General features: G+C 69.5%; 18 protein-coding genes and 1 other RNA gene. 8 read left to right on the plus strand and 11 right to left on the minus strand.

The features are described 5' to 3' along the window. Positions 1 to 2: 2 nt before the first annotated feature. From BLR41_RS18140 to BLR41_RS18165, 6 genes are all read right to left on the minus strand, one after another. Positions 3 to 2,933: an ATP-binding protein gene (locus BLR41_RS18140; protein ID WP_092630474.1), complete on the minus strand. Its 2,931-nt coding sequence runs from the start codon at positions 2,931 to 2,933 to the stop codon at positions 3 to 5. Then, a complete protein-coding gene (locus BLR41_RS18145) occupies positions 2,908 to 3,498 on the minus strand; it encodes a hypothetical protein (protein ID WP_092630477.1) in 591 nt (196 codons plus the stop codon). The genes BLR41_RS18140 and BLR41_RS18145 overlap by 26 nt, the downstream gene beginning before the upstream one ends. A 38-nt stretch (positions 3,499 to 3,536) precedes the next feature. Continuing rightward, positions 3,537 to 3,809 carry a hypothetical protein gene (locus tag BLR41_RS18150; protein WP_092630970.1) on the minus strand — a complete coding sequence of 91 codons (273 nt, stop codon included), beginning with the start codon at positions 3,807 to 3,809 and terminating at the stop codon, positions 3,537 to 3,539. A 487-nt stretch (positions 3,810 to 4,296) separates the two neighbouring features. Beyond that, positions 4,297 to 5,085 (minus strand): class I SAM-dependent methyltransferase, encoded by a 789-nt coding sequence (locus tag BLR41_RS18155; protein ID WP_176798049.1) that lies wholly within the window; start codon positions 5,083 to 5,085, stop codon positions 4,297 to 4,299. A 368-nt stretch (positions 5,086 to 5,453) separates the two neighbouring features. Continuing rightward, an RNA gene (gene rnpB, locus BLR41_RS18160) (RNase P RNA component class A) lies at positions 5,454 to 5,856 on the minus strand. A gap of 215 nt (positions 5,857 to 6,071) precedes the next feature. After that, positions 6,072 to 7,508 carry a sugar porter family MFS transporter gene (locus tag BLR41_RS18165; protein ID WP_092630483.1) on the minus strand — a complete coding sequence of 479 codons (1,437 nt, stop codon included), beginning with the start codon at positions 7,506 to 7,508 and terminating at the stop codon, positions 6,072 to 6,074. Positions 7,509 to 7,687: 179 nt separating this feature from the next. Here BLR41_RS18165 and BLR41_RS18170 point away from each other — a divergent pair, with 179 nt between their 5' ends. Continuing rightward, positions 7,688 to 8,851, plus strand: coding sequence for an ROK family protein (locus BLR41_RS18170; protein ID WP_092630486.1), 1,164 nt, complete (start codon positions 7,688 to 7,690; stop codon positions 8,849 to 8,851). A 16-nt stretch (positions 8,852 to 8,867) separates the two neighbouring features. Here BLR41_RS18170 and BLR41_RS18175 read toward each other — a convergent pair whose 3' ends face one another. The 4 genes from BLR41_RS18175 to cobC are packed head-to-tail and all read right to left on the minus strand — an operon-like array spanning position 8,868 to position 12,797. Then, positions 8,868 to 10,079 carry a bifunctional RNase H/acid phosphatase gene (locus tag BLR41_RS18175; protein WP_092630489.1) on the minus strand — a complete coding sequence of 404 codons (1,212 nt, stop codon included), beginning with the start codon at positions 10,077 to 10,079 and terminating at the stop codon, positions 8,868 to 8,870. Next, positions 10,076 to 10,810, minus strand: coding sequence for a zinc ribbon domain-containing protein (locus BLR41_RS18180; protein ID WP_092630492.1), 735 nt, complete (start codon positions 10,808 to 10,810; stop codon positions 10,076 to 10,078). The genes BLR41_RS18175 and BLR41_RS18180 overlap by 4 nt, the downstream gene beginning before the upstream one ends. Next, on the minus strand, positions 10,807 to 11,667 hold the full coding sequence (locus BLR41_RS18185; RefSeq protein WP_092630495.1) for a Nif3-like dinuclear metal center hexameric protein: 861 nt from the start codon (positions 11,665 to 11,667) through the stop codon (positions 10,807 to 10,809). The genes BLR41_RS18180 and BLR41_RS18185 overlap by 4 nt, the downstream gene beginning before the upstream one ends. Further along, positions 11,664 to 12,797: an Rv2231c family histidinol phosphate aminotransferase CobC gene (cobC, locus tag BLR41_RS18190; RefSeq protein WP_092630497.1), complete on the minus strand. Its 1,134-nt coding sequence runs from the start codon at positions 12,795 to 12,797 to the stop codon at positions 11,664 to 11,666. Before cobC ends, BLR41_RS18185 begins: the two co-directional genes overlap by 4 nt. 151 nt (positions 12,798 to 12,948) lie before the next feature. On the opposite strand from cobC, the gene BLR41_RS18195 reads away from it, so the two are divergent. The 3 genes from BLR41_RS18195 (at position 12,949) to BLR41_RS18205 (ending at position 15,460) form a co-directional block, all read left to right on the plus strand. After that, a complete protein-coding gene (locus BLR41_RS18195; protein WP_092630500.1) occupies positions 12,949 to 13,506 on the plus strand; it encodes a low molecular weight protein-tyrosine-phosphatase in 558 nt (185 codons plus the stop codon). Between the two features lie 82 nt (positions 13,507 to 13,588). After that, complete coding sequence (locus tag BLR41_RS18200) at positions 13,589 to 14,482, plus strand: fructosamine kinase family protein (protein ID WP_092630503.1); 894 nt, start codon at positions 13,589 to 13,591, stop codon at positions 14,480 to 14,482. Between the two features lie 72 nt (positions 14,483 to 14,554). Further along, entirely contained in the window at positions 14,555 to 15,460 is a 906-nt protein-coding gene (locus tag BLR41_RS18205; RefSeq protein ID WP_092630973.1) for an SURF1 family cytochrome oxidase biogenesis protein, read from the plus strand. 24 nt (positions 15,461 to 15,484) lie between these two features. On the opposite strand, the gene BLR41_RS18210 is transcribed toward BLR41_RS18205, so the two are convergent. Then, positions 15,485 to 16,426, minus strand: coding sequence for a cobalamin biosynthesis protein (locus tag BLR41_RS18210; protein WP_092630506.1), 942 nt, complete (start codon positions 16,424 to 16,426; stop codon positions 15,485 to 15,487). Between the two features lie 133 nt (positions 16,427 to 16,559). On the opposite strand from BLR41_RS18210, the gene BLR41_RS23180 reads away from it, so the two are divergent. Genes BLR41_RS23180 through BLR41_RS18230 form a run of 4 tightly spaced genes read left to right on the plus strand, consistent with a single transcriptional unit; the run spans position 16,560 to position 25,094 of the window. Further along, a complete protein-coding gene (locus tag BLR41_RS23180; RefSeq protein ID WP_245694456.1) occupies positions 16,560 to 18,353 on the plus strand; it encodes a DUF2397 domain-containing protein in 1,794 nt (597 codons plus the stop codon). Further along, a complete protein-coding gene (locus BLR41_RS18220; protein ID WP_092630509.1) occupies positions 18,350 to 19,606 on the plus strand; it encodes a TIGR02678 family protein in 1,257 nt (418 codons plus the stop codon). The genes BLR41_RS23180 and BLR41_RS18220 overlap by 4 nt, the downstream gene beginning before the upstream one ends. Next, positions 19,603 to 23,814, plus strand: a complete 4,212-nt coding sequence (locus BLR41_RS18225) for a TIGR02680 family protein (protein ID WP_092630512.1) — start codon at positions 19,603 to 19,605, stop codon at positions 23,812 to 23,814. Before BLR41_RS18220 ends, BLR41_RS18225 begins: the two co-directional genes overlap by 4 nt. Continuing rightward, positions 23,811 to 25,094 (plus strand): DUF2399 domain-containing protein, encoded by a 1,284-nt coding sequence (locus tag BLR41_RS18230; protein ID WP_092630515.1) that lies wholly within the window; start codon positions 23,811 to 23,813, stop codon positions 25,092 to 25,094. The genes BLR41_RS18225 and BLR41_RS18230 overlap by 4 nt, the downstream gene beginning before the upstream one ends. Positions 25,095 to 25,139 lie beyond the last annotated feature (45 nt).

Below are 25,139 nucleotides of genomic sequence, written 5' to 3' on the forward strand. Positions count from 1 at the left end.
GATCAGGTAACACCTCGTGCTCGGTCCCCGCCCCGGTAACCGTTACTGCTCCCGGGATCCTCGTCGGGATCGGTCTGGTGGTTGTCGCGGCCCACACCGGCGGCGGTCAGCTCCCACTCGGTGAAGTCCTCCAGCAACTCCTCGCTCTCCTCCGAGACCGGCTCGTCCTCGGCGTCGGCACCGCTGATCTCGGCGATCGAGTCGGAGTTCGGCGTCAGCGAATCGTTTCCGTTCGAGGTGTTCTCCTCGGACTCCTCGGCCACCGGAGTGGTGTCCAGCGAGTCGCGCAGGTGCTGCAGGTGCGGACCGCTGAAGTCGATCCTGATGCGTTCCACACCACCGTCACCGTCACCGAAGATGAACTGCCGCGGCGAACGGTCCCGCTCGGTGCTGTTGCGCGACGGCCCGGGTCGACGTCCCAGTGCGGAGATGACCTGCTCGTAACCCGCGTCGACCGGCACCTTCAGCAGCCGCAGCGCGTCGGACTGGGCCTGCTCGTCGTCGAGCCTGCCGATGAACACCGAGTCCAGCAGCGACACGAAACCCTGGATGCGCAGGAAGTCGTCGGGAATCTGGCTGGAAAGCAGCACACGCACGTTCCACTTCCGGGAGTCCCGGGCGAAGCGGTTCATCAACACCCGCCCGGTGGGAACCTCGGACAGGAAGAACGCCTCGTCGATCCAGACGCCCTTGCGTTCCTCCTTCGGTCGTTCGTAGACGGTGCGCTGGGTCAGCCACGCCGCCAGGTTGAGCAGCTGGACCCCCAGGGCCTCGCTGTCGGTCCAGTGCTCACGGCCGACGCCGTCCTTGGGGAGGGTCAGCCCGGCCATGGTGAGCACGGTCAGCCGGTCCTCCCTGCGCTGCGAGTAGGGATCGGCGTCGGCCTCCGGAATCAGCAACGACATGCGTTCGCGGACCTCGTCGAGGAAGTCCGCGACCACCACGGCGTGCTCGTGGTGCTCACTGGCGTCCCTGCGCAACGCCTCGAACACCATGCCGGGGTGCGCGTCGGGCCTGCCGCCGACGGCCCGGACCGCGCGCAGCAGCACGATGCGGGTCTGCGGCATCCGGGCGACGTCGTAGGGCAGCAGGCCGGTGAGCACGTCGAGCACCAGGCGACGTCTGGTGGCCGCAGCCAGCGCGCGTTCCCGCCGCCAGCTGCGCTCCGGGTCCTCTTCGTCCACGAAGTGTTCCAGCTCCGGCTCGGCGACCACCCGGTACGGATTGAGGATCCCCGGTTGGGCGTTGAGCAGGTTGATCGGACGCGCGTAGGGCCGAAGTTCGGGCAGTTCGCACAGTTCGGCCAACGGACCCGAGGGATCCAGCAACGTCCAGTACGCCCCGGCCCGCAGCGTCTTGTACACCAGTCCGCCGCCGAGGAAAGACTTGCCGCCGCCGAGACCGGCGACCATGGCGGTCAGCCCGGAGGCGTCGCGCACCTCCTGCGCCATCCACGGGTCCCAGGCCACCGGGCGCCGGGTGGCGGTGCAGGTCTCGCCCAGCAGCACCCCCCTGCGGTCCCCCACCTCGGCGGTGGCCTGCGGTACCGAGGAGGCGGCCCACAGCACGGAGCCGCGACGCATGTAGGCCCCCGAGGCGAGCGGCTCACCGGGAATGAACTCCCGCGCCATGGCGTACTGGGCCTCGGGGTGCTCGATCGCCACCTTGGGTTTGTAGAGATCGAGCAACTGCTGGGCCAGCCGCAGCGCGTCACGTTCGGTCGGCCCGGACACCGACATGCGCCACCAGGAACGCACCCGGGTGGCCAACGCGGTGAAGCCGGAGGTCATCTCGTCGTCGATCTCCAGCACCCTGCCCGCCTGCCGGGAGAGCGAGGTGGGCGGTTCCAGGCCGTGTTCCTCGGTGTAGTGGCGCACCTGGGAGCGCACCTTGTTCATCTGGCGCTGCAGCTCCCCACCGACGTCCTCCGGACGACGGACGTAGATGCGGGCGGACCACTCGACCGGCGCGGGCAACCGGTCGGAGTGCTGCAACCAGGGATCGTCCACTTCGGGTATCTGCAGTCCGTGCGTCTGCCCGAGGGTCAGCACTGCCACCTGCCTGCTCACCCCGGCGTTGGAACCGGTACGCCCGCGGACGGTGACCGTGGGGGCGTAGGGCTCCTGGTGCATGTCGGCGGCGTCGGTGAAAGAGGCCAGATCCTCGGGTTGCCAGTCGCTGCTCGGGGTCGCGGGCAGGTTACGCGGGGCGGGCAGTCCGAGCGAGCACGAGCGGTGCATCAGCCAGGAGACTTCCTCTGCCGTGACCGGCCTGCCGTCCAGACCCGCCGAGCCGATCACCTGATCCAGGTGTTCGATCTCGCTGTCCAGGGCGACCAGTTCGGCGTCGACAGCCTCCGGGAACACTCGACGAAGCAGCGGCGCGGCTCGCTCGACCGCGCGGTCGACCACGTTGCGGGTCTGGACCTGCACCCCCAGGTAGACCTCCTTCTCGGCCATCGAGCGCCCCATGAGCTGCTGCTGTTCCCCGACCATGTAGTCGTCGAAACTCAACGCCCCCGCTACATCGGGAACCGGGTTGTGCGCGTTACGTACGTGCGCCTCGGCCCACATCCGGATCGGATAGGGCCGGTTCGTCACGCGAAGATGCAGCCAACGTCCCTGCAGCTCGGCGTACTGCCCGGCGATGGCGGCGATGAGGTCCTGTCGCTGCGAATCGGATCTGAACGACCAGCGCTGCGGGGAGAGCCGGTACCAGGCGAACACGTCCTGGCCGGTACGTAGCAGGTGACCGTCGATGGAGCGGGCCGCTATCGACGGCGTGTAGCTGGGCAGGGACTGCTCCCCGGAAGGCTTGCGGTCCTTGCGCTTGCTCCGCCGTCCGTTCTTCGACGCCTTCTGCGGCGCGGCACGGTACTGCTGTCCCGAGGCCCGCTTTGAATCGTTCTCACGACCTCGCCCGCGACCGAACACCGCGAACCTCCTTGCTACGCACACGACTGTTGGGGGGACTGGCTCGTCCGGCGGAACCGGAGCGATCACGCGGGGTCCGGACCTCGCGCGCGGGGCGGGTGGCCTCACCCTGCCGAGCGGGTCCGGCGGGTGCGGACCCGGCGGAGGCCCGCTTCCGGCGGGCGGATCGCTTCCCACGTCCGGACTGTTTGGACCGTGCGGGACGGGGACGTCGCGAACTGACCCGTACGGCGGCGGCACTCGCGGCTCCTCCCCTCCCCCGCACGGACCGACGCGGCGCCGTCAGCTCGCGCAACCACATCACCATCACGGCGCTCAGCGGTCGCTCGTGACTGATCCGGGAGCAGATCAGCCGGGTCAGCGCGATCGTGATGACCACGGCCCACGCTGTGGAGAAGAAACCGAAGCCGATGTTCATCCGACGTTCCGCTGCGAGCACCAGCAGAAAGACCAGGATCCCCACACCCCAGGCGACGTAGCGAGCGCGCCACGGGAAGGTCGCCTTCGGCGGGCCCAGCCAGACGGCGTCCACCCGGTAGATCTCGTCGTCGGTACGTACCTGCATATCCTCGCCACCTGCCCATCGGGCCGAACGCTCGGTCGTTACCCACCGCTGGTGCTGAACAGGCCGGCTATGAAGGTTCCGATGTCCACACCGGTACCGCTGACCGCGAGTCCGATGATCGCCAGTGCGACGAAGACGCCTCCGACACGGCGCATCACGCCCGCGTTGTCGCCCTTGCCGCCACCCAGCCACAGCAGCAGCAGTGCCACGGTCAACAGCAGCAGCGGGAGCAGATTGTTCAGAATCCATTCCCGGATGCCGTCGGTGTTCAGATCGGTCTGCGCGAGCACCGTCACCGGCGACCGCGTCATCACGAACGTTGCGATCGGGTCCAGGGCTGCTAGTGGCACGGCGGTCATTGTTACCTCTGTGTACGAGCGGTTGTCGGCTTTTTTCGACAAACCGGGGGATGCCCGGCACGCGGTATCGAGTAGAACATGTCACGTGTCCCGGAAGTAGTGGTAGCGCCCACCGGGTGTGGCGTCGAACGTGTCACTCTTACAGCATGCCCGCCGACACTGAAAACCACTCGTACGGCGCAACTTCGTGTCGCACGGTTCGACCGGGATTCACCCGTTCGTCCACACCGATCCGTGTTCCGTCTCTAGTGGGGGGTTCGACAGTGGCCAACTGAGGACCATCCTTTCGTAACCGACGGAACTCCGACAACGGCCCCGGTGATCAGTCGGCGCCCACACCGATGATGCCGGATCTCACATCACACTTCCGTGAAGCCAGTGTCGATCATCGTCGCACGTGCTCACCGTTGGGGTGGCAGCGGCGGAGAACGACCACTAGTCACCGAATCCCCGAATTGCCGACGAGCAGAAATCCGCGCATCGCGAAACGCCGGTCCTCCAGCAGTCGCATGGCGTGTCGCCAATCGGCGAGGTCAACCCGGCCGTCGGCGAGCACACGGTCCCGCAACTGCGTGAAATTGGCGCGGATCAGCTCACACCCGGGCGAACCACCCCGCCACACCTCGGCGGTCGCCGTGGAATCGACCCGGGTCAGTTCCGTCCGGCACAGCTCGCCGTAAAGGTGCCGTCCCCAGTGTATGTCGGCCCCCACGGCGGACATGGCGTCCAGATAGGACCACAACACGCGGTCGAAAACCTCCGCGTCCGTCTCGCTGGGAGCACAGACGGTTCCCGCGCCCTCCACGTCGAAGTCCTCGAGCAGCAGCACCCCACCGGGCTTGAGCGCCCCCACCAGGTGCCGCAGCAGTTCACATCGTCCTTCGAGCAGGATCAGCAGCAGTCTGCCGTGCACCAGGTCGTAACCGCTCCCGGCGAGTCGGTCCACGGTGAGATCGTGCTCGATGACTCGCAGGTTCCTCGCGGACACGTGCCGCAACCCACGAAGATCCAGATCGGTGGCGACCACTTCACCGCGCCGCCCGACCATGCCCGCCAGCCACGCGGCCAACGAACCGCTCCCGGCTCCCACGTCGAGACACCGCCAACCCGCCCGCACGCCGCAGTCGAGCAGCCGTCGGACGCTGATGTGGTCGAAGCTCCTGTCCAGGGCACCGAGATGGGCCGCGGTGAGTCGGTCGTCCGAGGCGAAGACATACCCTGCTGCCAAGCCGAGCTCCCAATTCCACGGGCGGGGGCGGATCCCGCTGCCCGGGTCGGCCGCCGGCGCGCGGGAAGGCGGCGGTGAAAGGCAGCGGCACGTCGTCGACCCACCTTTCGCGCGGGATCACTCGACGAAACGTCCCGCCTGCTCGCGCTCCGGGTGGCTCGACATCGATTGGTTACCACGCCATCGCGGATCTTTCCCCCGAAAACGCGGCACGGTCGAACCAACGGGTGACCGGATCGCTGCTCGGGATCGACACCGGGGATTCTCACCGGGGCGCCGAGAAGTACGGCCGGCCTACCGAACACGACGGACACGTCCGGTTCGGAAGAAGCACTGACAGCGGACGGCGGAAACGCCGCCCGGGAGAGCGGACGAGTCGACCTGTAAGCCGGATCCTGTACGCGGCGAACGCCCGAGGCGTTCCCGCGTGGCGGCCATCCATCTAGGCCCGCCGTTACCGACGGGCTCCAGCGGTCTACCCGCAAGTCTCGGGCGGGCCGCCCTCGAACACTTGCGCAGGCACCGACAACGGTGCCCTCTTGACCTTGCTCCGGGTGGGGTTTACCGAGCCGTCCCCGTCACCGGGGACGCTGGTGGTCTCTTACACCACCCTTTCACCCTTACCCGACCGAGCAGTACGGTCGAGCGGTTTGCTTTCTGTGGCACTTTCCCGAGGGTCACCCCTGGTTGCCGTTAGCAACCACCCTGCCCTGTGGAGTCCGGACTTTCCTCGACGGGGCCGAACCCCGTCGCGGCCGCCCGGTCGACTCGTCCGCACCGTCATTCTAGTAGGAGTCGGTCGCCCTCGTTCGCCCCAGGTACCCGGTTGACGGGTCCTCCCCTCCGTTCTCGCTCGCCAGTGGTGGCGAGGCCGAGAGTGCCCGCCACCTCGGGCACTGCGCACGGAGGCGGGAGGACTCCGACGGCGAACCGACCTTTCGGACCGCGGACCGGCAACTCGACGGGCCGCGGACCGAACAGGGTGCTCAGACCCTCGACGACACGGTGGTGCGATCCATGTCCTCGAGTGTCCGTCCCTTGGTTTCGGGGATCCACTTGATCACGAACCACACGGACACGGCCGCGAAGGCGGTGTACCCGAGGTAGGTCATCGACAGGCTGATGTCGGACAGCGGCGGGAAAGTGGCGGTGACGAGGAAGTTGGCCAGCCACTGGGCCGCGGCGGCGACCGCCAGCGCGGGGGCGCGGAACCGGTTCGGGAACATCTCACCCAGCAGCACCCACACGACCGGACCCCACGAGATGGCGAAGAAGAACACGAAGACGTGCGCGGCGACCAGCGCCATCGGTCCGTACGGGTTGGCCAGGTTCGGTTCGCCGTCCACGGTGCTCGCGTGGCTGAAGGCGAACGTGGCCAGGCCCAGCATGACCGTCATGCCCACCGAACCCGTCAGCAGCAGCGGGCGGCGTCCGACCTTGTCGAGCAGCAGCAGGGCGATGACGGTGCCCAGCACGTTGAAGATCTGGGTGGACAGGCTCAACAGCAGTGAGCTGGACTCGTCGATGCCGACCGACTGCCACAGCGCCGACGAGTAGTAGAAGATGACGTTGATCCCGCCGAACTGCTGTAACACGGACAGCACGATGCCGATCCAGACGATCGGAAGCAGCCCGGAGCGCGCGCTGCGCAGATCCCGCACCCGAGGACGGTGGTCGTTCACCACGGACTCCCGGATCTCGGCGAGCCGTTCGTCGACGTCGCCCTCCTCGGTGGTGTCCAGCACCTGTCGAGCACTGTCGAAGCGACCCCGTGTGACCAGGTAACGCGGTGATTCCGGGATGGTGAACGCCAGCGCACCGTAGAGAACCGCGGGAACCGCCTCCACAGCCAACATCCACTGCCAGGCGTCGAGTCCCAGCACCGGCTCAGCGGCGCCACCGGCCGCACCCGCGATGGCCCAGTTGATCACCTGGGAAATCGCGATGCCCAGCACGATGGCCAGTTGTTGCAGGGTGCCGAGCCGCCCCCTGCGCCGGGCAGGGGCGATCTCGGCGATGTAGGCCGGTGCGATCACCGAGGCCATGCCGACCGCGACGCCGCCGACGAGCCGCCAGAACGTGAAGTCCCAGACGGTGAACGGCAGGGCCGATCCGATCGCGCTCAACAGGAAGAGCACCGCAGCGGTGCGCATCGTGACCAGTCGGCCGTACCGGTCGGCGAGCGTCCCGGCGTTCCACGCACCGAGGGCGGACCCGATCAGGGCCATGGCGACGGCCAGCCCGGTGACCACCGAACCGACCCCGAAGGTTTCCCGGATCGAGGTGACGGCTCCGTTGATCACGGCGGTGTCGTAACCGAAGAGAAACCCGCCGAGCGCCGCCACCGAGGCGAAGTGGGCCGTGCGCAGTGGTCGGGCGTGAGATCCGGCACCCGAGGTGCCGGTGGTGGAATGGAAGGACATCTATGCTCCATTGCACTCAAGGGGAAGTGTGACCCAGCAATGGTTGGTAAGGATCGTATCCTTACTAATGCGTGTCAATACGGTGAACGACTGTTACTCATGGTTTCGATCGATCACCGAGAGTCGCAGCGCTCGCGGCCGGTAGTGATCCGTGAGCCGTACGAGGAGGTTTTCGCGGCATGGCCGACCCACGGACGGTCCGGCAGCTGAACCGACAGCACATGATCGAGCTGTTCAGCGACGGCCAAGCGCGCTCGCGCGCAGCGGTGGCCCGCACGACCGGTCTGACCAAGCCCTCGGTGTCCTCGATCATCGACTCGCTGCTCGAAGAGGAACTGCTCGTCCCGGCCGGGGTCGGTGAGGCGGCCGTGGCGGGCGGCCGCAGGCCGAATCTCGTGATCTTCAACCCGGACGCGCGTGCCTACGTGGGGGTCCACCTAGGGGTGCGCAACAGTTCGGTGGCCGTGGCCGACGCACTGGGCAGGACGCTGGCGCGGGCATCGGCTCCCAGCTCGGTCGGCGACGCGGCGGCAGGTGTGAACCGACTGGAGCCACTGGTCCGCGAAGCGGCGGAACGAGCGGGAGTTCCCGTGACGCGCATCTCCTCCGTCGGAGTTTCGGTCTCCGGACTGGTCGACCACCGCAGCGGTCGTTGCCTGCTGGCTCCGAATCTGGATTGGCACGACGTGCCGCTTCGGGAGTGGGTCGAGGAGCTGTTCGGCGTCCCGGCGGTGATCTACAACGAGGCGCATGCGGGCGCGTTGGCGGAACAACGCTTCGGTTGGGGCGACGGCATCGCCAACTTCGTCCGGATCATGGTCGACACGGGCATCGGCGCGGGCGTAGTGCTGGACTCGCGGTTGTTCTCGGGAGCGGCGGGAATCGGCGGCGAGATCGGACACTGCCGCGTGGAGGACAACGGTCGGCAGTGCGCCTGCGGCAACTCGGGATGCCTGGAGAGCGTGGCCTCGCGACCCGCGATTCTGCAGTCGGTGCGCGAGGCCGCCGAGGACGGAACCCCGACCGCGCTCGCGTCCGACTGCGACATCGACACCGTGCTGCACGCCGCCGAGCACGGCGATGCCGGGGCGACGGCAGCGCTGCGGCGGGCGGGTACGGCGTTGGGACGCGGAATCGCCTACCTCCGCAACGTGCTCAATCCGGATCTGGTCGTCCTCGGTGGTGCGGTGACCAGGGCGGGCGAGGTACTGCGGCAACCGATGGAGCAGGCGGTGCGGTGCTCCTCGCTACCGCACTCCGCCTGTCGCCTGGTGACGAGCTCGCTGCACCACGCCGAGCTCGACGGCGCCGTGGTGCTGGCTCGCGAACACGTCGCTCTCTGAGCGGCGGTGGAAGCTTTCAGAGACCTCGAAGGTGTGAAGTGTCGTTGACCAACCGAACCGAGGCGTTGCCATCGGGATAGAACTCGGCCACCGACAACGAGGCGAGATCGAGGTGGAGCCGGTAGAACAGTTCGGGCCCGGCCCCCAGGGCCATACGTAACAGCGCCTTGATAGGTGTCACGTGGGTTACGAGCACGATCGTTCGTCCCGCGTAGTCCCGCAGCAGCCGGTTTCGCACCTCGTCGACCCGCGCGAAGACCGCGTTCATGCTCTCGCCCTCCGGGGGTGTCACCGCGGGATCACCGAGCCAGCTGCGATGCAGCTCGGGGTACCGCTGTGCCGCCTCGGTGAAGGTCAGCCCCTCCCAGGCACCGAAGTCGGTCTCCACCAACCCCTCGTACGGCACCAGCTGCCCGCCGATGGCCGTGGCCACCGCCTCGGCGGTGCCGCGAGCCCGGCTCAGCGGCGAGGAGAGCACCGGGACCGCTCCCTCCTCGGGAACGAGCTCCTCCATCGTCAGCAGTCGCCCGGCAGCGGCTCGCGCCTGTCGCCTCCCCAGCTCGGTGAGCGGCACGTCCCCACGGCCGGAATAGCGTTTGTCCACCGACATGGGCGACTGTCCGTGCCGCAGCAACAGCAACCGCGTCGGGGCTCCCACCGCACCGCTCCAGCTGGCGACGCCACTCGGCGCGGAATCGGCCTCGGCCGTTTCGGCCGTCGCGGTTCGCTCAGCGGGCTCGGGCGATTCGACGGACTCGGCGGGCACCGCCGATCCGGGTGCGAACAGCTGGCCGGCTTCGGTCACCGGCTCCGCGCCGTCGCCCTGCCGGTCCATGGCCTCGTTGGCGAGCCGGTCGGCGTGCTTGTTGCGCTCCCGTGGAATCCACTCGAACCGCGCGGAGGTGAACCGCGACACGAGCTTCCGCGCCTCGGCGGCCAACGGTTGCAACACCGGGTTCTTGACCCGCCACCTGCCCGACATCTGTTCGACGACGAGTTTGGAGTCCAGCCGGATCTCGGCCTCCGCCGCGCCGAGTTCCAGGGCCGCTTCCAGCCCGGCGATCATGCCGCGGTACTCGGCCACGTTGTTGGTCGTCTCCCCCAGCCCGTCGGAACGCTCGGCCAACACCCGACCGTCCGCGGCGTCGCGAACCACCGCTCCGTAGCCCGCCGCACCGGGATTACCACGCGACCCGCCATCTGCCTCGACGATCACCCGGTTGCTCACTGGTCCAACTCCTTGGTGCGCACCATGATCGCGCCGCACTCCTCACAGCGCACCACGTCGTCCGCCGCGGCCTCCCGCACCGAGGCGAGCGCCGCACGGTCCAGTTCGAGGCGGCAGGCACCGCACCTGTTCCCCTGCAGACGTCCGGCACCCGAACCACGCTGCTGCCTGATGCGTTCGTAGAGGTCCAGAAGCTGCTGCGGTATGTCCGCGACCAACGACTCCCGTTCGGCCAGTCGCTTGGCCTCGTCGCTTTCCAGGTCCGCCAGCGCCTCGTCACGAGCGTGCCGCGCGTCCTCCAATTCGGACTCCGCGGTGTTCACCTCCTGCTGGGCGTGCGAAACGTCGGTCTCCTGGGCTTCGCGGCGCTCCATGACCTCCAGCATGTCGTCCTCCAGCGCGGCCTCGCGCCTGCTGAGAGTACTCATCTCGTGCTGCAGGTCCTCCAGCTGCTTGGAGGAGTCGGTGGAGTCCATCATCTGCTGATCGCGCTGCTGCCTCGACCGCACCTGGTCGACCTCGTGCTCCAGCCGCTCGACCTCGCTGCGCAGATCGTCGAGTGTGGTCCGCGCTGCCACCAACGCGTCCTGCTTGGTCCGAACCTCGCGCTCGGCTACGCCGATCCGCTCCAGTTCCGGCAGCGACCACCTGCGGTGGTTGATGCGGTTGAGCTCGGCATCGACGTTGGCGACTTCGAGCAACCTGCGTTGTGCGGCGGGATCGGCTTTCACTCCGGCTTCCTCCCAGTATCGGTGGCCGTGGCGTGCGCGTGCACCGTCCATGGATCGGTGCGGCACGAGGAGACGAGGACTTCGACGGTATCGGGCAACGCCGCGCCGAGGACATCGGCTGCCTGCTCGCACCAGGGCCACTCGCTGGCCCAGTGCGCGACGTCGACGAGGTTGGGGACACGCGTGTCCGGCACATCGGCACGCGAGAGGTGTTCGGTCGCCGGGTGGTGCCGCAGATCCGCGGTGACGTAGGCATCCACCCCGGCCTCGACAGCGGCCTCCAGATTCGAGTCACCGGAACCGCCGCACACGGCGACCCGCCGCACGGGGCGGTTCGGGTCACCCGCCCCGCGTACCCCCCAAGAGGTCACGGGCAGCGCATCGGCGACCCGGTGCACGAATCGTTCGAACGGTTCGGGCTCGGGCAAAGTTCCCAGCCTGCCCAGGCCGGTTTCGGCCCCCTCCCGGTGCGGGCTGAGCGGGCCGGTGACGGTCAGTCCGAGCCGCGCGGCGAGCGCATCGGAAACACCGGGGCTCGCCGTGTCGGCGTTGGTGTGGGCGCAGTACAGTCCGATCCCGGCACGGATCAGCCGGTGCAGCAGACGGCCCTTGGGGTCGTCGGCAGGCAGGGCGTGCACCCCGCGCAGCAGCAGCGGGTGGTGCGAGACGAGCAGCTGGGCGCCCTGCTCGACGGCGGCGTCGACGGTCTCCTCGACCGGATCGACGCAGCACAGCACACGACGCACCGTCGCATCGGGATCGCCGCAGACCAACCCGACCGCATCCCACGACTCGGCGTAACTCGGCGGGTAGGCGGCTTCGAGTACGTCGAGCACATCCCTGATCCGTGTGGTCATCGAGTCGCTTCCCGTGTCGTGGATCGATTTTCGGTAACGGTGGCAACCGGCTCGTGGTCGGTGGGTGCGCACCCCCGGCCCTCCGGTGGTGCGACGACTCCCCGCAGCGCCGAGACCAGTCGGGAGTTCTCCGTATCGTCGCGCACGGCCACCCGGATGTGGTCCTCGTCGAGCCCGGGGAAGGTGTCGGCCCGGCGTACCGCGATCCCGTGTCGCCGCAGCCCCGCGCGCACCGAAGAGCCGTCCGGCACCCGCAACAGCAGGAAGGGGGCCGCGGCGGGCAGGGCGACGTCGACTCCCGGGATGTCGGCGAGCTGGGCCGCCAGCTCGTCGCGGCGATGGGCGAGCCGGTCCGCCGCGCGTTGCGACTCGGCGACGGCCTCGGGTTCACAACACGCCAGTAGGGCTTCCAACCCGAGCGTGCCCACCGGCCAGTGCGGGCGACGGTGCGTCAACCGACGCAGCAGTTCCGGTTCTCCCAGCGCGTACCCGACCCGCAGTCCGGGCAGTCCCCACATCTTGGTCAGCGAACGAAGCACGAGCAGTCCGGGGATCCGTTCGGCGGCCAGCGATTCCGGCTCGTCGACCACCGCGTCGGCGAAGGCCTCGTCCACGACCAGCACCCGTCCGGGACGGGCCAGCGAACGCAGGGTCTCGGCGGGGTGCAGCACCGAGGTGGGATTCGTGGGGTTGCCCAGCACCACCAGATCGGCCCGCTCGGGCACGGCCTCCGGCCGGAGTCGGTACCCGTCGGCCGGATCGAGCAGCACTCGGGTGACGTCGACCCCACCCTCGCGCAGCGCCAGCTCCGGCTCGGTGAACGAGGGATGCACCACGGCTGCCAGCTCCGGACGGAGGGTGGGCAGCAACGCGAACCCCTCCGCCGCCCCCGCGAGGGGCAGCACTTCCTCGGGAGAACGATCGTGCCGTCGGGCCACCGCGCACCGGGCCGCGAGGTCGTCCTCGGCGGACGGGTAACCGCCCAGCCTGTCCAACGCGCCGATCAGCCGGTCGCGCAACCACTCGGGGGGTCGGCGCAGCCGGACGTTGACCGCGAAGTCGAGCAGCTCGCCAGCGGCGTCCACATCTCCGTGATGGCGGAGCATCTCCCTGTCGTCCCGGCGAGTCATCCCCGGCAGTCTAGCTACCGATCGGGTCGGGCCGGACAGCGCCGGTGGTGCCGCCGGAACCACCGCACGCCGGTGCTAGGCAGCCCCACGGAAAGCGTCACGTGGGAGAACCCGGCGCCCGGGCGATGCCGCGCAACGGGACACTGGGGGTGTGACATTCGATTCCACCACCAAGGCCTTCCACGTCTCCTTCGTCTGCACCGGCAACATCTGCCGGTCCCCCATGGCAGCGCTGGTGTTCGGGGAGCACCTGCGGCGTGCCGGGCTCTCCGACCGGGTCGAGGTGTCCAGCGCGGGCACCGGTCCCTGGCACGCCGGGGAGTCGGCCGATCCCCGCACCAGCGCGGTGTTGGCGGATCACGGCTATTCCACCGAGCACACCGCCGCACAACTCGACGAGCACCACCTCGACGCGGACTTGCTGGTGGCCATGGACGCGGGGCACCTGCGCGTGCTCCGGGACGAGGTTCAGGACGCCGACCGGGTCAGGCTGCTGCGCTCGTTCGACCCGAAGTCCGACGAGTGGGCGGAGGTGCCGGATCCCTACTTCGGTGGCGAGCGCGGTTTCGACGGGGTGATGGAGATGATCGAGGCCGCTGTCCCGGGACTGCTCGACCGGGTCAGGGCAGGCCTGGGACTGCCCGCCGTGGGAGAGCGGAGTTCCGCCTCCTCGGCCGAGACGACGTCTCCCTCCGAGCCGGCGTCGTGACCGCTCGTCGCACCGGTCGAGAGCGGAAACGACCGGAACCGTTCGTAACTCACGACCCGACGACCCGATCGAGGGGGATTTCATGAGCCGTCCGGGGTTGGCCGAAGCGGTCGCGGAACTGACGGGGGCCGAGGCGGCGGAGCCTCGTCGCCTCGGGGGCGGCGACGCCTCTGCTGCCTACGAGGTCCGACTCGACGACGGCCGCAGCGTGTTCGCCAAGGCCGCCCCGCCGGACATGCCGCACGCGCTGCGTGCGGAGGCGGCCTCACTGCGGTGGCTGGCCGAGGCGGGCACGATACGCGTACCCGAGGTCTTCGGCGAGGACGAGCAGTGGCTGGTCACCGAGCACGTGGCCGAGAACCCTCCCAGCGCCGAGGCGGCGGCGGAGTTCGGACGCGCACTCGCGCGGACGCACGCCGCCGGGGCCACCGCGCACGGCTGCCCACCTCCGGGCGGCCCCGAGGACGCCTGGATCGGTCTGGCCCCGATGCGCAACGAGCCCGTGGCGGACTGGCCGAACTTCTACAGCACGCTGCGCGTGGAGCCCTACGTGCGGCGGTTGGTGGACGCGGGCACGCTGTACCGCTCGGAGGCGGAGCCGATAACCGAACTCTGCGAACGACTCGGCGAACTTCCCGGCGCCGACGAGGCGCCCGCCAGGCTGCACGGCGACCTGTGGAGCGGCAACGTGCACTGGGGGCGAGCCCCGGAGGACACGACTCACGTGTGGCTGATCGACCCGGCCGCGCACGGCGGGCACCGCGAGACCGATCTGGCGATGCTGCGGTTGTTCGGCTGTCCCCATCTGGAGCAGGTGCTGGCCGCCTACGAGGCGGAGACTCCCCTGGCGCCGGGCTGGCGTGAGCGGGTGGGGATACATCAGCTGTTCCCGTTGCTGGTGCACGGCGTGTTGTTCGGTCGCGGTTTCGCCAGTCAGGCCCATTCGGTCGCGCGGGAGGCGTTGCGCTCGTTCTGAGCCGGGAGACGAGTCCCACTACCGGATGGACCCGTGCGGCGCACCGGCCATCGCCCGGCCTACCGTGGACCCGTGCGTTTCGGGTTTCTACTGCGCCCCGGCTGGATCGCGTTGCTCCTGCTGGTGGGTGTTTTTTCCACGCTCTGCTTCACGGTGCTGTCACCGTGGCAGTTCAGCAGGCACAACGAGACGCAGGCGCGCAACGACGCGATCCGGGCATCGATGCGCGCGGAGCCCAAGCCGTTGCGTGATGTGCTGCCGAGCGGGGAGGCTCCGGGCTCCTCGACCGAGTGGAAGCGGGTCACGTTCACCGGTCACTACCTTTCCCGTGGCGAGACACTGGCCTGGCAGCGCACCGTGCTCGGCGAACCCGCCTTCGAGGTGCTGACCCCGTTCCGGCTGGAGAGCGGTGGGACGGTGCTGGTCGACCGTGGATTCATCCGCCCGGTGGAGTCCACCAGGGCGCCGGAGTACGCGGCCGCCCCGGAGGGGACGGTGCGGTTGACGGCGCGGATCCGCGCGAACGAGTACGACGCCGAACAACGCTCGATGTTCCGCCACGACGGCCACCGGTGGACGTACGCGATCAACGCGAACACGGTGGAGCGCGGCGTCGATATTCCGCTGCGCCCCGGTTACTTCACACTGGTCTCCAACCAGCCCGGTGTGCTGCAGGCCGTGCCACTGCCGAGGCTGGAGTCCGGCCCCTACTTCTCGTACGCGATGCAGTGGATCATCTTCGGAGCCATGGCCCCGCTGGCGGTGGGGTATCTGGTCTACGGCGAGATGCGTTCCCCCCGCACTCCGAGCGGCCGGGTACCGAGCGGGGGATCACCGCACGGGGAGGCGTCCGAGAGCGGCGGGCGGAAGCGGAGATCCCGCATGTCGGTCGCCGAGGTGATCGCGGCGGAGGAACGCCGGGAGCAGGAGAGTCGGGAACAGGAGAAGCGGGAGCAGGAGAACTCGGCGGGTACCTGACCGGCGAGCTCCCCGCGGGACGTCTCACCTCCGCCTGCCCACGAGCAGCGCCGTCACCGAAGCCAGCACACCCCCCACGGTGCCGATCAGCCTGGACAGCTCGACACTTCGGGTGATGTCGCCACCGTCGGCGGTACGCCCCTCCCCCAGCACGGGGCGGGTCTCGGCGGTGTGCTCGTAGTCGATCCGGCCTCCCAGCCTGATGCGCAGCGCACCGGCGAACGCCGCCTCGACCTGGCCCGCGTTGGGACTGGGGTGCGCCGAGGCGTCCCGTCGCCTGATCCGACCGCTCTCGCGCGCCGAGCCACCGACCACCGGTGCGCACGCCACGGTCAGCATCGCGGTGGTGCGTGCCGGGAGCAGGTTCAGCAGATCGTCCAGTCGCGCCGCGGCCCAGCCGAAAGCGTGATACCTGCTGCTCCGGTTCCCGATCATGGCGTCGAGCGTGTTGGTCGCCCGATAACCGACCAGTCCCGGAACTCCCGCGAGGGCGCCCCAGAACAGCGGAGCGATGACCGCGTCCGAGGTGTTCTCCGCCACCGATTCGACCGTGGCACGCGCCAGTCCCTGGTTGTCGAGCTCGTCGGCGCGGCGCCCGCACAGTCCTCGCAACCTGGAACGCGCCGCCGCCAGCTCACCGGAGTCGAGGTGACCGGCCATCGCGCTGCCCTCCCGCGCCAGGGATGCGCCGCCGAGCGCACTCCAGGTCGCCAGGGCGGTCAACGTCGCTTCGGCCACCGGCGAACGCCGGACCATCCGCTGCGACAGCGCACCGAGGCCAACGGTCGCGCCGACCAACGCGGCGGTGTGCAGCACGCCTGCCGAACGGTCGGCGCGGTAGGTGACCGACTCCACCCGCTGCGCGATCCTGCCGAACGCCGCCACCGGGTGGCCGCGTTTCGGATCCCCCAGCACCGCGTCAGCGGCTACGCCGAGTAATAAACCGACCGCCCGCCCCGAGCTCACGCCTACTCCTCCTCGCAAGGTCGACCACGTCCGTGGCGGACGCTACCTTTCCGTGACGACACGAGGCACACCGAGGTCACGAGTAACGGAGTGTTTTCGGTGGCTCCCGAGTCCGGGGTTATCGTGGCTGACCGTGACCGCCGATCACGAAGCCGTCGAACCGAGCTCCGGGGCGATGCCGAACGCCGTGCCGCCCCACCCCGCTCCGGTCGCGCATCCACCTGGTCCGGAATGGATCACCGGAGCCGGAACGGACGGCGCCGACCTCGCGAGAACCGCTTCCCCGCACGGCGGGACAACCGCGGGCGCCGAGGTCTCGGACGGTCCGGCGGCCGAACGGGAGCTTCCGACGGACCCGGACGTCGACTCCGGTGAACGACGCCTGCTGCTCTACCGCCACCTGCAGGTGAGCGGCCACCGCACCTACCTGACGATCATGCGGCTGTTCACCTCCACACTGCTGGCGGACCTCTCCGCGGCGGAGGTGGCGGGCACGCTGGCGGTGGCCGAACGCGAGGGCAGGATCGCCGAAGGTGAGTCCGAGCTGTCGACAGTGGTCGAACGGCTGCGCAAGCTCCGCGAATGGGGCAACCTGACCCACGGCAGGCGCGAGACCACCGCGTCCAGCATCGCGGAGTTCCAGCACGGCAGCGTGCGCTTCCAGGTGAGCAAGCTGGGTGTGCGGGTGCAGCGGGACGTGGACGCGCTGCTGCGGGTTCCCGAGGGCGCACGGGAAGTCTCCAAGGAGTTGCTGCCCGCCATCGAGCGCGGGCTGCACGGGATCGTGGAACTGCTTCCCGAGGAGACGAGCGTCGAGACACTGCCGGAACGGACCAGGGAGCGCCTCTCGGAACAGGTAACCACGGTCTTCCTGCAGCACTCCGAGCTCGCCGACACGGTTCGCGACTTCTACGCCTACCTCGGCCAGGTGGTTACCAGGCATCACCTGAACGCGAGCGAGATATCCGGTTTCCGGAATCTGCTGGTGGAGTACATCCAGGCGGTGGTAGAGGACGTGATCCGCCACACCGAGCCGATCGCGGCGTCGTTGAGCGTGCTGGCACGGCGTCGGGAGCAACTGCTGGCGGCGCTGGGCACCGTGGAGGACCTCGGCGCGGAGGTGGAGCGGGCACGCGGCAGGACCGGGGCCGACTGGCAGGAACTCACCGACTGGTTCCTGGACTCACCGGGCAGGCCGAGCCAGGTGTCGGCACTGCGCGAGGCTACCGCACGCGCGATCGGCTCGTTGCTGGCCAGCGTCAAGCACGCAACCTCGGGCGGCGGGCCGGTACCCGGGCGCCGGAGCGATCTGCTCCACCTGGCGCGCTGGTTCGACGACTCCGATCAGGCCGGTGCGCATCGGCTCTACGCCGCCGCTTTCGGGCTGTACTCCTCCCGATGTTTTCAGCCCGCCCCGCCGCACGACGGGGACGAGCACGCCACCAGCTGGCTGGCGGGAAACCGCGTGGAGATCCCGGTCAACGTTCGCAACCGCGCCGACCGGAGCGGCAGCGGCGGCACCTCGCGGGTGCTGCACGACCCCATGACCGAGCGGCAACTGCTGGACGAACGCCGAGCCGAGCAGCAGCGGCGTGCCGCCGCCGTGGACGAGCTGGCCGCGACCGCGGAAAACCTGACGGCGAGCAGGCTCTCCGCCGATGCGCTGGAAGTGCTGTGCGAACTGCTGACATTGGCGATGGCCGACCGGGAGGATCCGACCGAAACCCGCACGGCGCTGGAACCGGTCCACCGACTGCGGCTGCGAATCCGGCACGCCCCGGAGAGCCCGACCACGATTTCCAGCGTGCGCGGCGAACTCACCCTGCGAGAGACGGCGGTGGAGCTGGATGTCTCCGAGATGTCCGGGAAAATCACCGCGACCGGATCCGCGAACCACGAGAACGTCACCGACGGAGCGATCCGATGAGAACACGGGAGACCTCGGTTCCGGGGTTCGACCGACTCGGCGACATAGACGCGGCCAACGTGGTGCGCTGTGCCAGGACCCTGCTGCGCCGCCCGTTACTGCACGCGGCGAGCCAGGACGGCGACCTGCTGGGCATGATCTACCGCCACCGCGCGGTGCTGCGGGAACTGTTCGCCACACTGCTCGGCTACCGGCTGGTGATCCGCAGACGGTACGCACGGTTGTACAAGTCCGGCCCCGGCCCGGACGCCACCAGGGCGGTCCCCACCCTCACCCCGCGCGGCTACGCCTACGTGGCGCTGACGCTGGCCGCGCTGACCGGGTGCGGAAAGCAGGTGCTGCTCTCGCGGCTGATCGACGACATCCGGGGGGCCGCCGTGGAAGCCGGGATCACGATCGACGACGAACCCGGCGAACGCAGGGCGCTGGCCACCGCACTGCGCCATCTGGTCACCCTCGGGGTGCTCACCGAGACCGAGGGCACGGTCGGCCCGCTCGCCAACGACGCCACGGCGGAGGCGCTGATCACCGTCGACACCGATCTACTCGGTCAACTCGTGACCGGACCGCTGTCGGAGGCCGACGGTCCACAACGGCTGGTGGAACTGGCCTCGGGCAGTACGGGGGCGCACGCGGCCACCGTGGAGCAGGCCGTGCGACGCAGGCTGGTGGAGGACCCGGTGGTGCACTACCGGGATCTGCCGGAGGCCCAGGCGAACTGGCTGCGCAGGCACCGAACCGGTGAGACCGGGCTGCTGGAGCGGTACTTCGGTATCGTGGCCGAGTCGCGCTCGGAGGGCATCGCCACCACCGATCCGCAGGACTACCTCAACGACACCTCGTTCCCCGGTAGCTCGACGGTGGCGCGCGTGGCCCAGCTCGCGATCCCGCCGCTGCTGCACGGCTCCGCCCCCCGGGAGGGCGATCACCGGCACCCGGTCGCGCGGGAGGATTTCCGCGTGGCGTGCGAGGAGCTGCTGGAGAGATATCCGGCAGCCTGGTCCCGCCGGGCGATCGAGGATCCGGATTCGCTGGTCACGATGGTGATGGATCTGCTGCGGCGGGTGGGCGTGCTGATCCCGCACGAGTCCGGTGATTCGGAGCGGTGGCTGCTCAGCCCCAGCGCGCACCGCTGGCTACCGATCCCGGACGGCGAACCGGCCCCGGCGGAACGGGAAACGGAGCCTCCCGCCGACACGGCGGTACCCGACCTCGCGTTGTTCGACTACCCGGAAGGAGAAACCGCCCGGTGAGCACGGAAGCGGTGACGAGGCCCGACGGCGCTGCAGGACAGCACCTTTCGACCGCTCCCGGCGGAGACTCCCCAGGGCGGGAAGAAGTCGGTGGCCGGTGGCGTCTGCGGCGGGGCGGCGTGGTCAACATCTGGCAGTACGCCAACCAGACGTTCGACCTCAGCGGGGGACGCGCGATCTTCCAGGGGACCAACGGCTCCGGAAAGTCCCGAACCCTGGAGTTGTTGCTGCCGCTGTGTCTGGACGGTGATCTGCGACAGATCGGGTCCAAGGGATTCGACACGGTCAGCATGAAGCGGCTGATGCTCGACGAACGTGAGAGCGGGGGCAACCGGCTCGGCTACGCCTGGGTGGAACTGTCCAGGACGGCACGCGACGGCTCCGAGCGGTTTCTGACCTGTGGGATCGGAGTGAAGGCCACCGCGACCTCGAACCAGATCAGCGATTCGTGGCGGTTCGTCACCGAACGCCGGGTCGAGCACGACCTGCGGTTGATCGGGTCGGGGGAGGTGCCGCTGAGCCAGCCCCAGCTGCGCGATGAGCTGGGTGCGGAGTGCCTGCACGACGAGCAGTCCTTCCGGGCCCGGATCGCGGGCACGGTTTACGGCATCACCCCGGAGCGCTACGGCGATCTGCTGCATCTGCAACGCACGCTGCGCAATCCCGACGTCGGGCTGCGAGTGCAGGAGGGACAGCTCGAACAGATCCTGTCCGACGCGCTGCCACCGCTGGACTCGACGCTGATACAGCGGCTGGCGACCTCGTTCGAGGACCTGGAGTCGATCCGCGAGAACATCCTGCGACTGACCACGGCCGACAGCGCGCTGAGCTCGTTTTTGACCACCTACGCGGACTACGCGCTGACAGTGCTGCGCACGCGGGCGAAGGCCTCCCGAGAGGCGGCCAGGCAGCACGACTCGCTGCACACGACGATCGACGAGCTGGCCGAGCGGTACCGTTCCGAACTGGACGAACGTTCCGAGAACGAGGAGCTGGTCGGCGAGCTGGAGCAGCGCGACCGCGAGCTGGACTCCTCGCTGGGTGCGTTGCGGCAGAGTCCGGCCTACACCGAGCTGCAGAACCTGCACGACCGCAGGGCACTGGTGGACAACGAGCGCTCCGCGGCGGAAGGCGCGCTCCGCACGGCCGAACGGCATCGTGACCAGGAACAGCGCTCTGCCTCCACGGTGCTGGGCATGTTGGAACGACTGAGCTCGGACATCGACGCGGCCGAACAGCACCGCCGCCAGGCCGATGCGGGACTCAGGGCGTCGGGGCTGGACGGTTCGCTGGCACCGGCGATACCGACGATGCCTCCTACGGAGGCGACGGTCCGCTGGGAGGTCGTGCGCGGCACGGCCGACAGCGGTTCCGAATGGCTCGATGTGGCACGGCACATCCCGCCACAGCCCGACACCGAGGAACTCGCCTCCCGGCTGCGTGAGGTGGACGAGCATGCCGCCGCGGCGGTCGAGGCCGCGCGGGAACGCGGTGCGTTGACCCTGACACTGCGACAGCAGGCCGAGGAGACGGATCGGCAGCGGGCCGAGGTCTCCGACGCCGAACGGCAGGCCGAAGCGGCGAAGGTGACCGCCACGGAGGCCGCCGCGCGGCGCAACCAGGTACGGCAGGACCTCTACGACACCGCCGTGACATGGCTGGACCGGGTTCGACGCTGGTGGCACGACAGCGCCCTGGCGAGCGAGGCCCCGGGAACACCCCCGCCCCCGGAGTCCCCGACGCCGGAGCAGTTGACAGCCGACCGATTCGCGGCGCGCGGCGGCAGGGAACGGATGCGCGAGTGGGCGCAGCCGGTGCTGCATCGCGTGCGGATGCGCATCACCGAACTGGATCGGAAGCTGGCGGAGACCCGCTCGGCGGTGTCGGAACGCGACACCGAACTCGCGGAACTGCGTTCCGGCGGCGAGCGGGTACCTGCCTCGCCGAACCGGGCCACCCCGGAACGGGATCCGGCCTCGGGCGAGGCGTTCTACCGGCTGGTGGACTTCGCGGAATCGCTCCCCGAGTCCGAACGCGCTGCGCTGGAAGGTGCGCTGGAGGCCTGCGGGCTGCTCAACGCGTGGGTGACAGCCGACGGCACCGCCACGGACGCCGCCACAGCCGACGTGGTGGCGACACCGGGCGAGCGGCTCACCGCCGGCTCCCTGGCCGACCTGCTCGTCCCCGCCGCCGAACCCGACTGCTGCGTCCCCGATGCGCGGATCGAAGCGTTGCTGCGTTCGGTAGCAGTGGCCGACACGGCGGGAACAGCGGTGCGTACCGACGGCCACTGGCGCACCGGGGTGCTCTCCGGCGCCTGGCGCAAGGAAACGGCCGAGTACGTGGGCGCGGGGGCTCGCAACGCCGCCCGGCAGCAGCGCATTACCGAGTTGGAGGCCGAGCTGGCGGAACTTCGGGCGGAACTCGGTGAGGTGGAGCGGCAGCGGGCCGCCTCGGCACGACATGCCGAGTCGCTGGAGCGCGAGCTGGAGTCCTATCCGGACGACGACGAACTGTTCAGCGCGCACGCGAGACTGAGCAGCGCCGTCGACGACGCGGACGAGGCACAGCGCACCGCGAACCGGTCGCGGCAGGCCCACGAACAGGCGGAGGCACGCTGGCAGGCGATGCGTTCCGAGCTGTCCCGCGCTGCGGGCCGAGCGGGGTTGCAACCGGAGACCGAAGCGCTGCAGGAGGCCAACCGCGCCGCCACGGACGCCCGCCGGGCGTTGGAAACCCTGCGAGAGGCAGTCGGGTCACGATGCCTCGGCACGTTGAAGCAGTTGGGCACCACGGTGCTGCACCACGACGCGACGGTCGCCGACCGGATGGCGGCGGAGTCACTCGCCGAACAGCACTGCGCGAACCACGCCGAGCAGGCCGCCGCCCTGGCGGAGTTGACCGCCTCCGTCGACGACGAGGGCAAGCGGGTCGCCGAACAGGTCGCCGAGCTCACGCGGGAGCAGGAACAGCTCCGCGAGCGGCTCCCCGAAGTCAGGGAGCGGATCGCCGCTGCCCGGGAGGAGGCCGGGAAACTCGACGAGAAGCTGACAGCGGCTCGTGCCCGGCTCTCCGAGCGCGAGTCGGAGAGCCGCGCCGCGGCGAGCGCGCTGCGTCGGGCGATGGAGCTACCGGGGCTGTGGGCAGCGGCCGTGGCGGCCACCGAGGGGGAGCTGCCCGAATCCCCCGATGGGGTCGAGGAGGCGGCCACCGCGCTGCTGTCCACCGCGGTGACCCGCTCGTCACCGGGTAGCACGACGGCCAAGGCGGTGCACGACAAACTGCACCCGTTGCAGCAGTCGCTGAGCGGTCACTTCGACGTCACCACGGCCGAGGAGGACGAGGTGCTGACCGTGACCGTGATCGGCGAGGAGGGGCCGCTGCCCGTCGCCGAGGCGGCCCTGCGGATAAGCCGTCGGTTGGTCGAGCAGCGCGAGTACCTCAACGAACAGTACCGGTCGATCTTCGCCGACTACCTCATCCGCGATCTCGCGGAGCGGCTGCGCGACCAGATCGCGGTGGCCCGGGATCTGTGCGACCGGATGAATCGGGTGCTGGAGGGGGCGCGCTCCAGTCAGGGGGTGCACGTGCAGCTGGACTGGCAGCCCGCCACCGCGCTGAGTGAGGACCTGCGGCAGGCCATCGAGGTGGTCCGGAAACCGTTCGCGGAACGCGGGGAGCAGGAGGACGCCCTGCTGCGTCGGGTCTTCACCGAGCTGATCGAGTCGCAGCGGGAGAGCGTTTCCGGCGGTTACGGTGAGATCCTGGCCAAGGCGCTGGACTACCGGGACTGGTACGAGTTCACGGTGCGGGTCCGCGACTCCGGCCCCGACAACCGGCAGCGGGTGCGGCGACTGCGGCAGTTGTCCTCGGGGGAAACCCGGCTGGTGTCCTACGTGACCCTGTTCGCGGCGGCCGCTTCGTTCTACGACGCCATCGAGTCCGCGTCCCAGCAGCACGACCCGTTGCGACTCGTGCTGCTGGACGAGGCGTTCGAGCGCCTGGACGACCCGACGGTGGCACGTATGCTGGGGTTGCTGGTGGATCTGGACATGGACTGGATGATCACCTGGCCGAGCGGTTGGGGGGTTTCCCCCAAGATCCCGAAGATGCACATCTACGACGTGCTGCGACCGCGCAGCGGGCACGGAATCGCCTGCACCCACACCGTGTGGAACGGTCGCGGTCTGGAGCGGACGGAACATTGAACGATCCCGAGAGCATTCGCGCCGTCTGGGACCTGCCGGAGCTGCGGGGCCTCTGGGAACGCGCCAGGCAGGCGCTGGAGGCCGCCGACCGTCCCGCGACGTTCCGGCTGGAGCTGCCGGACGAGCGGACTCGCCAGAAGGTGGGCGAGGTCTACGGCCGCCCCATGTGGGGGCAGGGAACCAGGATCAATGTGTCCAAACTGGATGAATCGCTGCGTGCGGGCGAACACGGCGTCGATCTGGAACGGCTGCTGGAGATCCTGCACGAACGACCGATCACCCGGCAGGAGTCGGGTTCACGACGCCGAGGAGGCGAACAGGACCGGACCGTCGGGGTGCTGCACGCGGCGCTGAGCGAGCACGGTCTGGCGGAACAACCGTGGGCCGCGGCATGGACCGACTGGGTGAGGCAGTACGGACGGGTGGCCGACTCGGACCTGGACGCGATCGCGGAACACGCCGCCGCCGTACTGGCCCGTCTCGTGCTGGACCCCGACCGACAGCCACGGGGCTGGTGGTCGCGCACCGAGTTGGCCGCGCGGTGCGCCGGGAGCGAGTACGAGCTGGACAACGGGACCACGCTGAGCCGAGTGGTGCTGCGTGCCGCATCGATGGCGCACGGCACGGACTCACCGGGCGGTGAACGTGACCGCCGGAACCTGTGGGAACGCTGCGGAGTCACCCCGGACGGGATCTCGGTCACGGTGCCCTGCTGGGCGCTGCCGCTGGCGGGGCAGGACACGTGGTCGAGCACCGTGCGGGAACGCACCGAGCTGGGACTGCCGACGCACCTGACACTCCTCGACCTCCGGGCCGCCCCGGAACCCCTGGTCGAACCGGGCACGGTGATCGCGGTGTGCCAGAGCGCGCGGACGCTCGAGGCCGCCGTGGCCGCGGGTGTCCGGCATCCGGTGGTGTGCCTGTCCGGTCGTCCCGGCACGGTGGCGCTGGAACTGCTCGACCGGCTGCGGGCCGACGGGGCGGTGCTGCGGTTGCACTGCGACTTCGACTGGACGGGGCTCTCCGTGGCGGGGGCGCTGTACGAGCGGCCGGGGTTCGTGCCGTGGCGGATGTCGGCAGCGGACTACCGCGAGACGGTGAACCGGGCCGCCGCCCGGCGCACCGACCTGCGGATCCTGGACGAGAACCCCACCGAGGCACCATGGGATCCCGAGCTCCCCGAGGTCATGTCCAGCGCCGGCCGTGCCGTCGAGGAGGAGATCGTGCTCGACGATCTGCTGCACGATCTGCGGAACGGACTCGACGGCGCGGTGTCCTGACGGGGATACGGTCCGGCGATTTCGCGAGAAATCGACGCCGCGGGC

The organism is Actinopolyspora mzabensis, from assembly GCF_900101095.1.
GTDB classification, from domain to species: Bacteria; Actinomycetota; Actinomycetes; order Mycobacteriales; family Pseudonocardiaceae; genus Actinopolyspora; species Actinopolyspora mzabensis.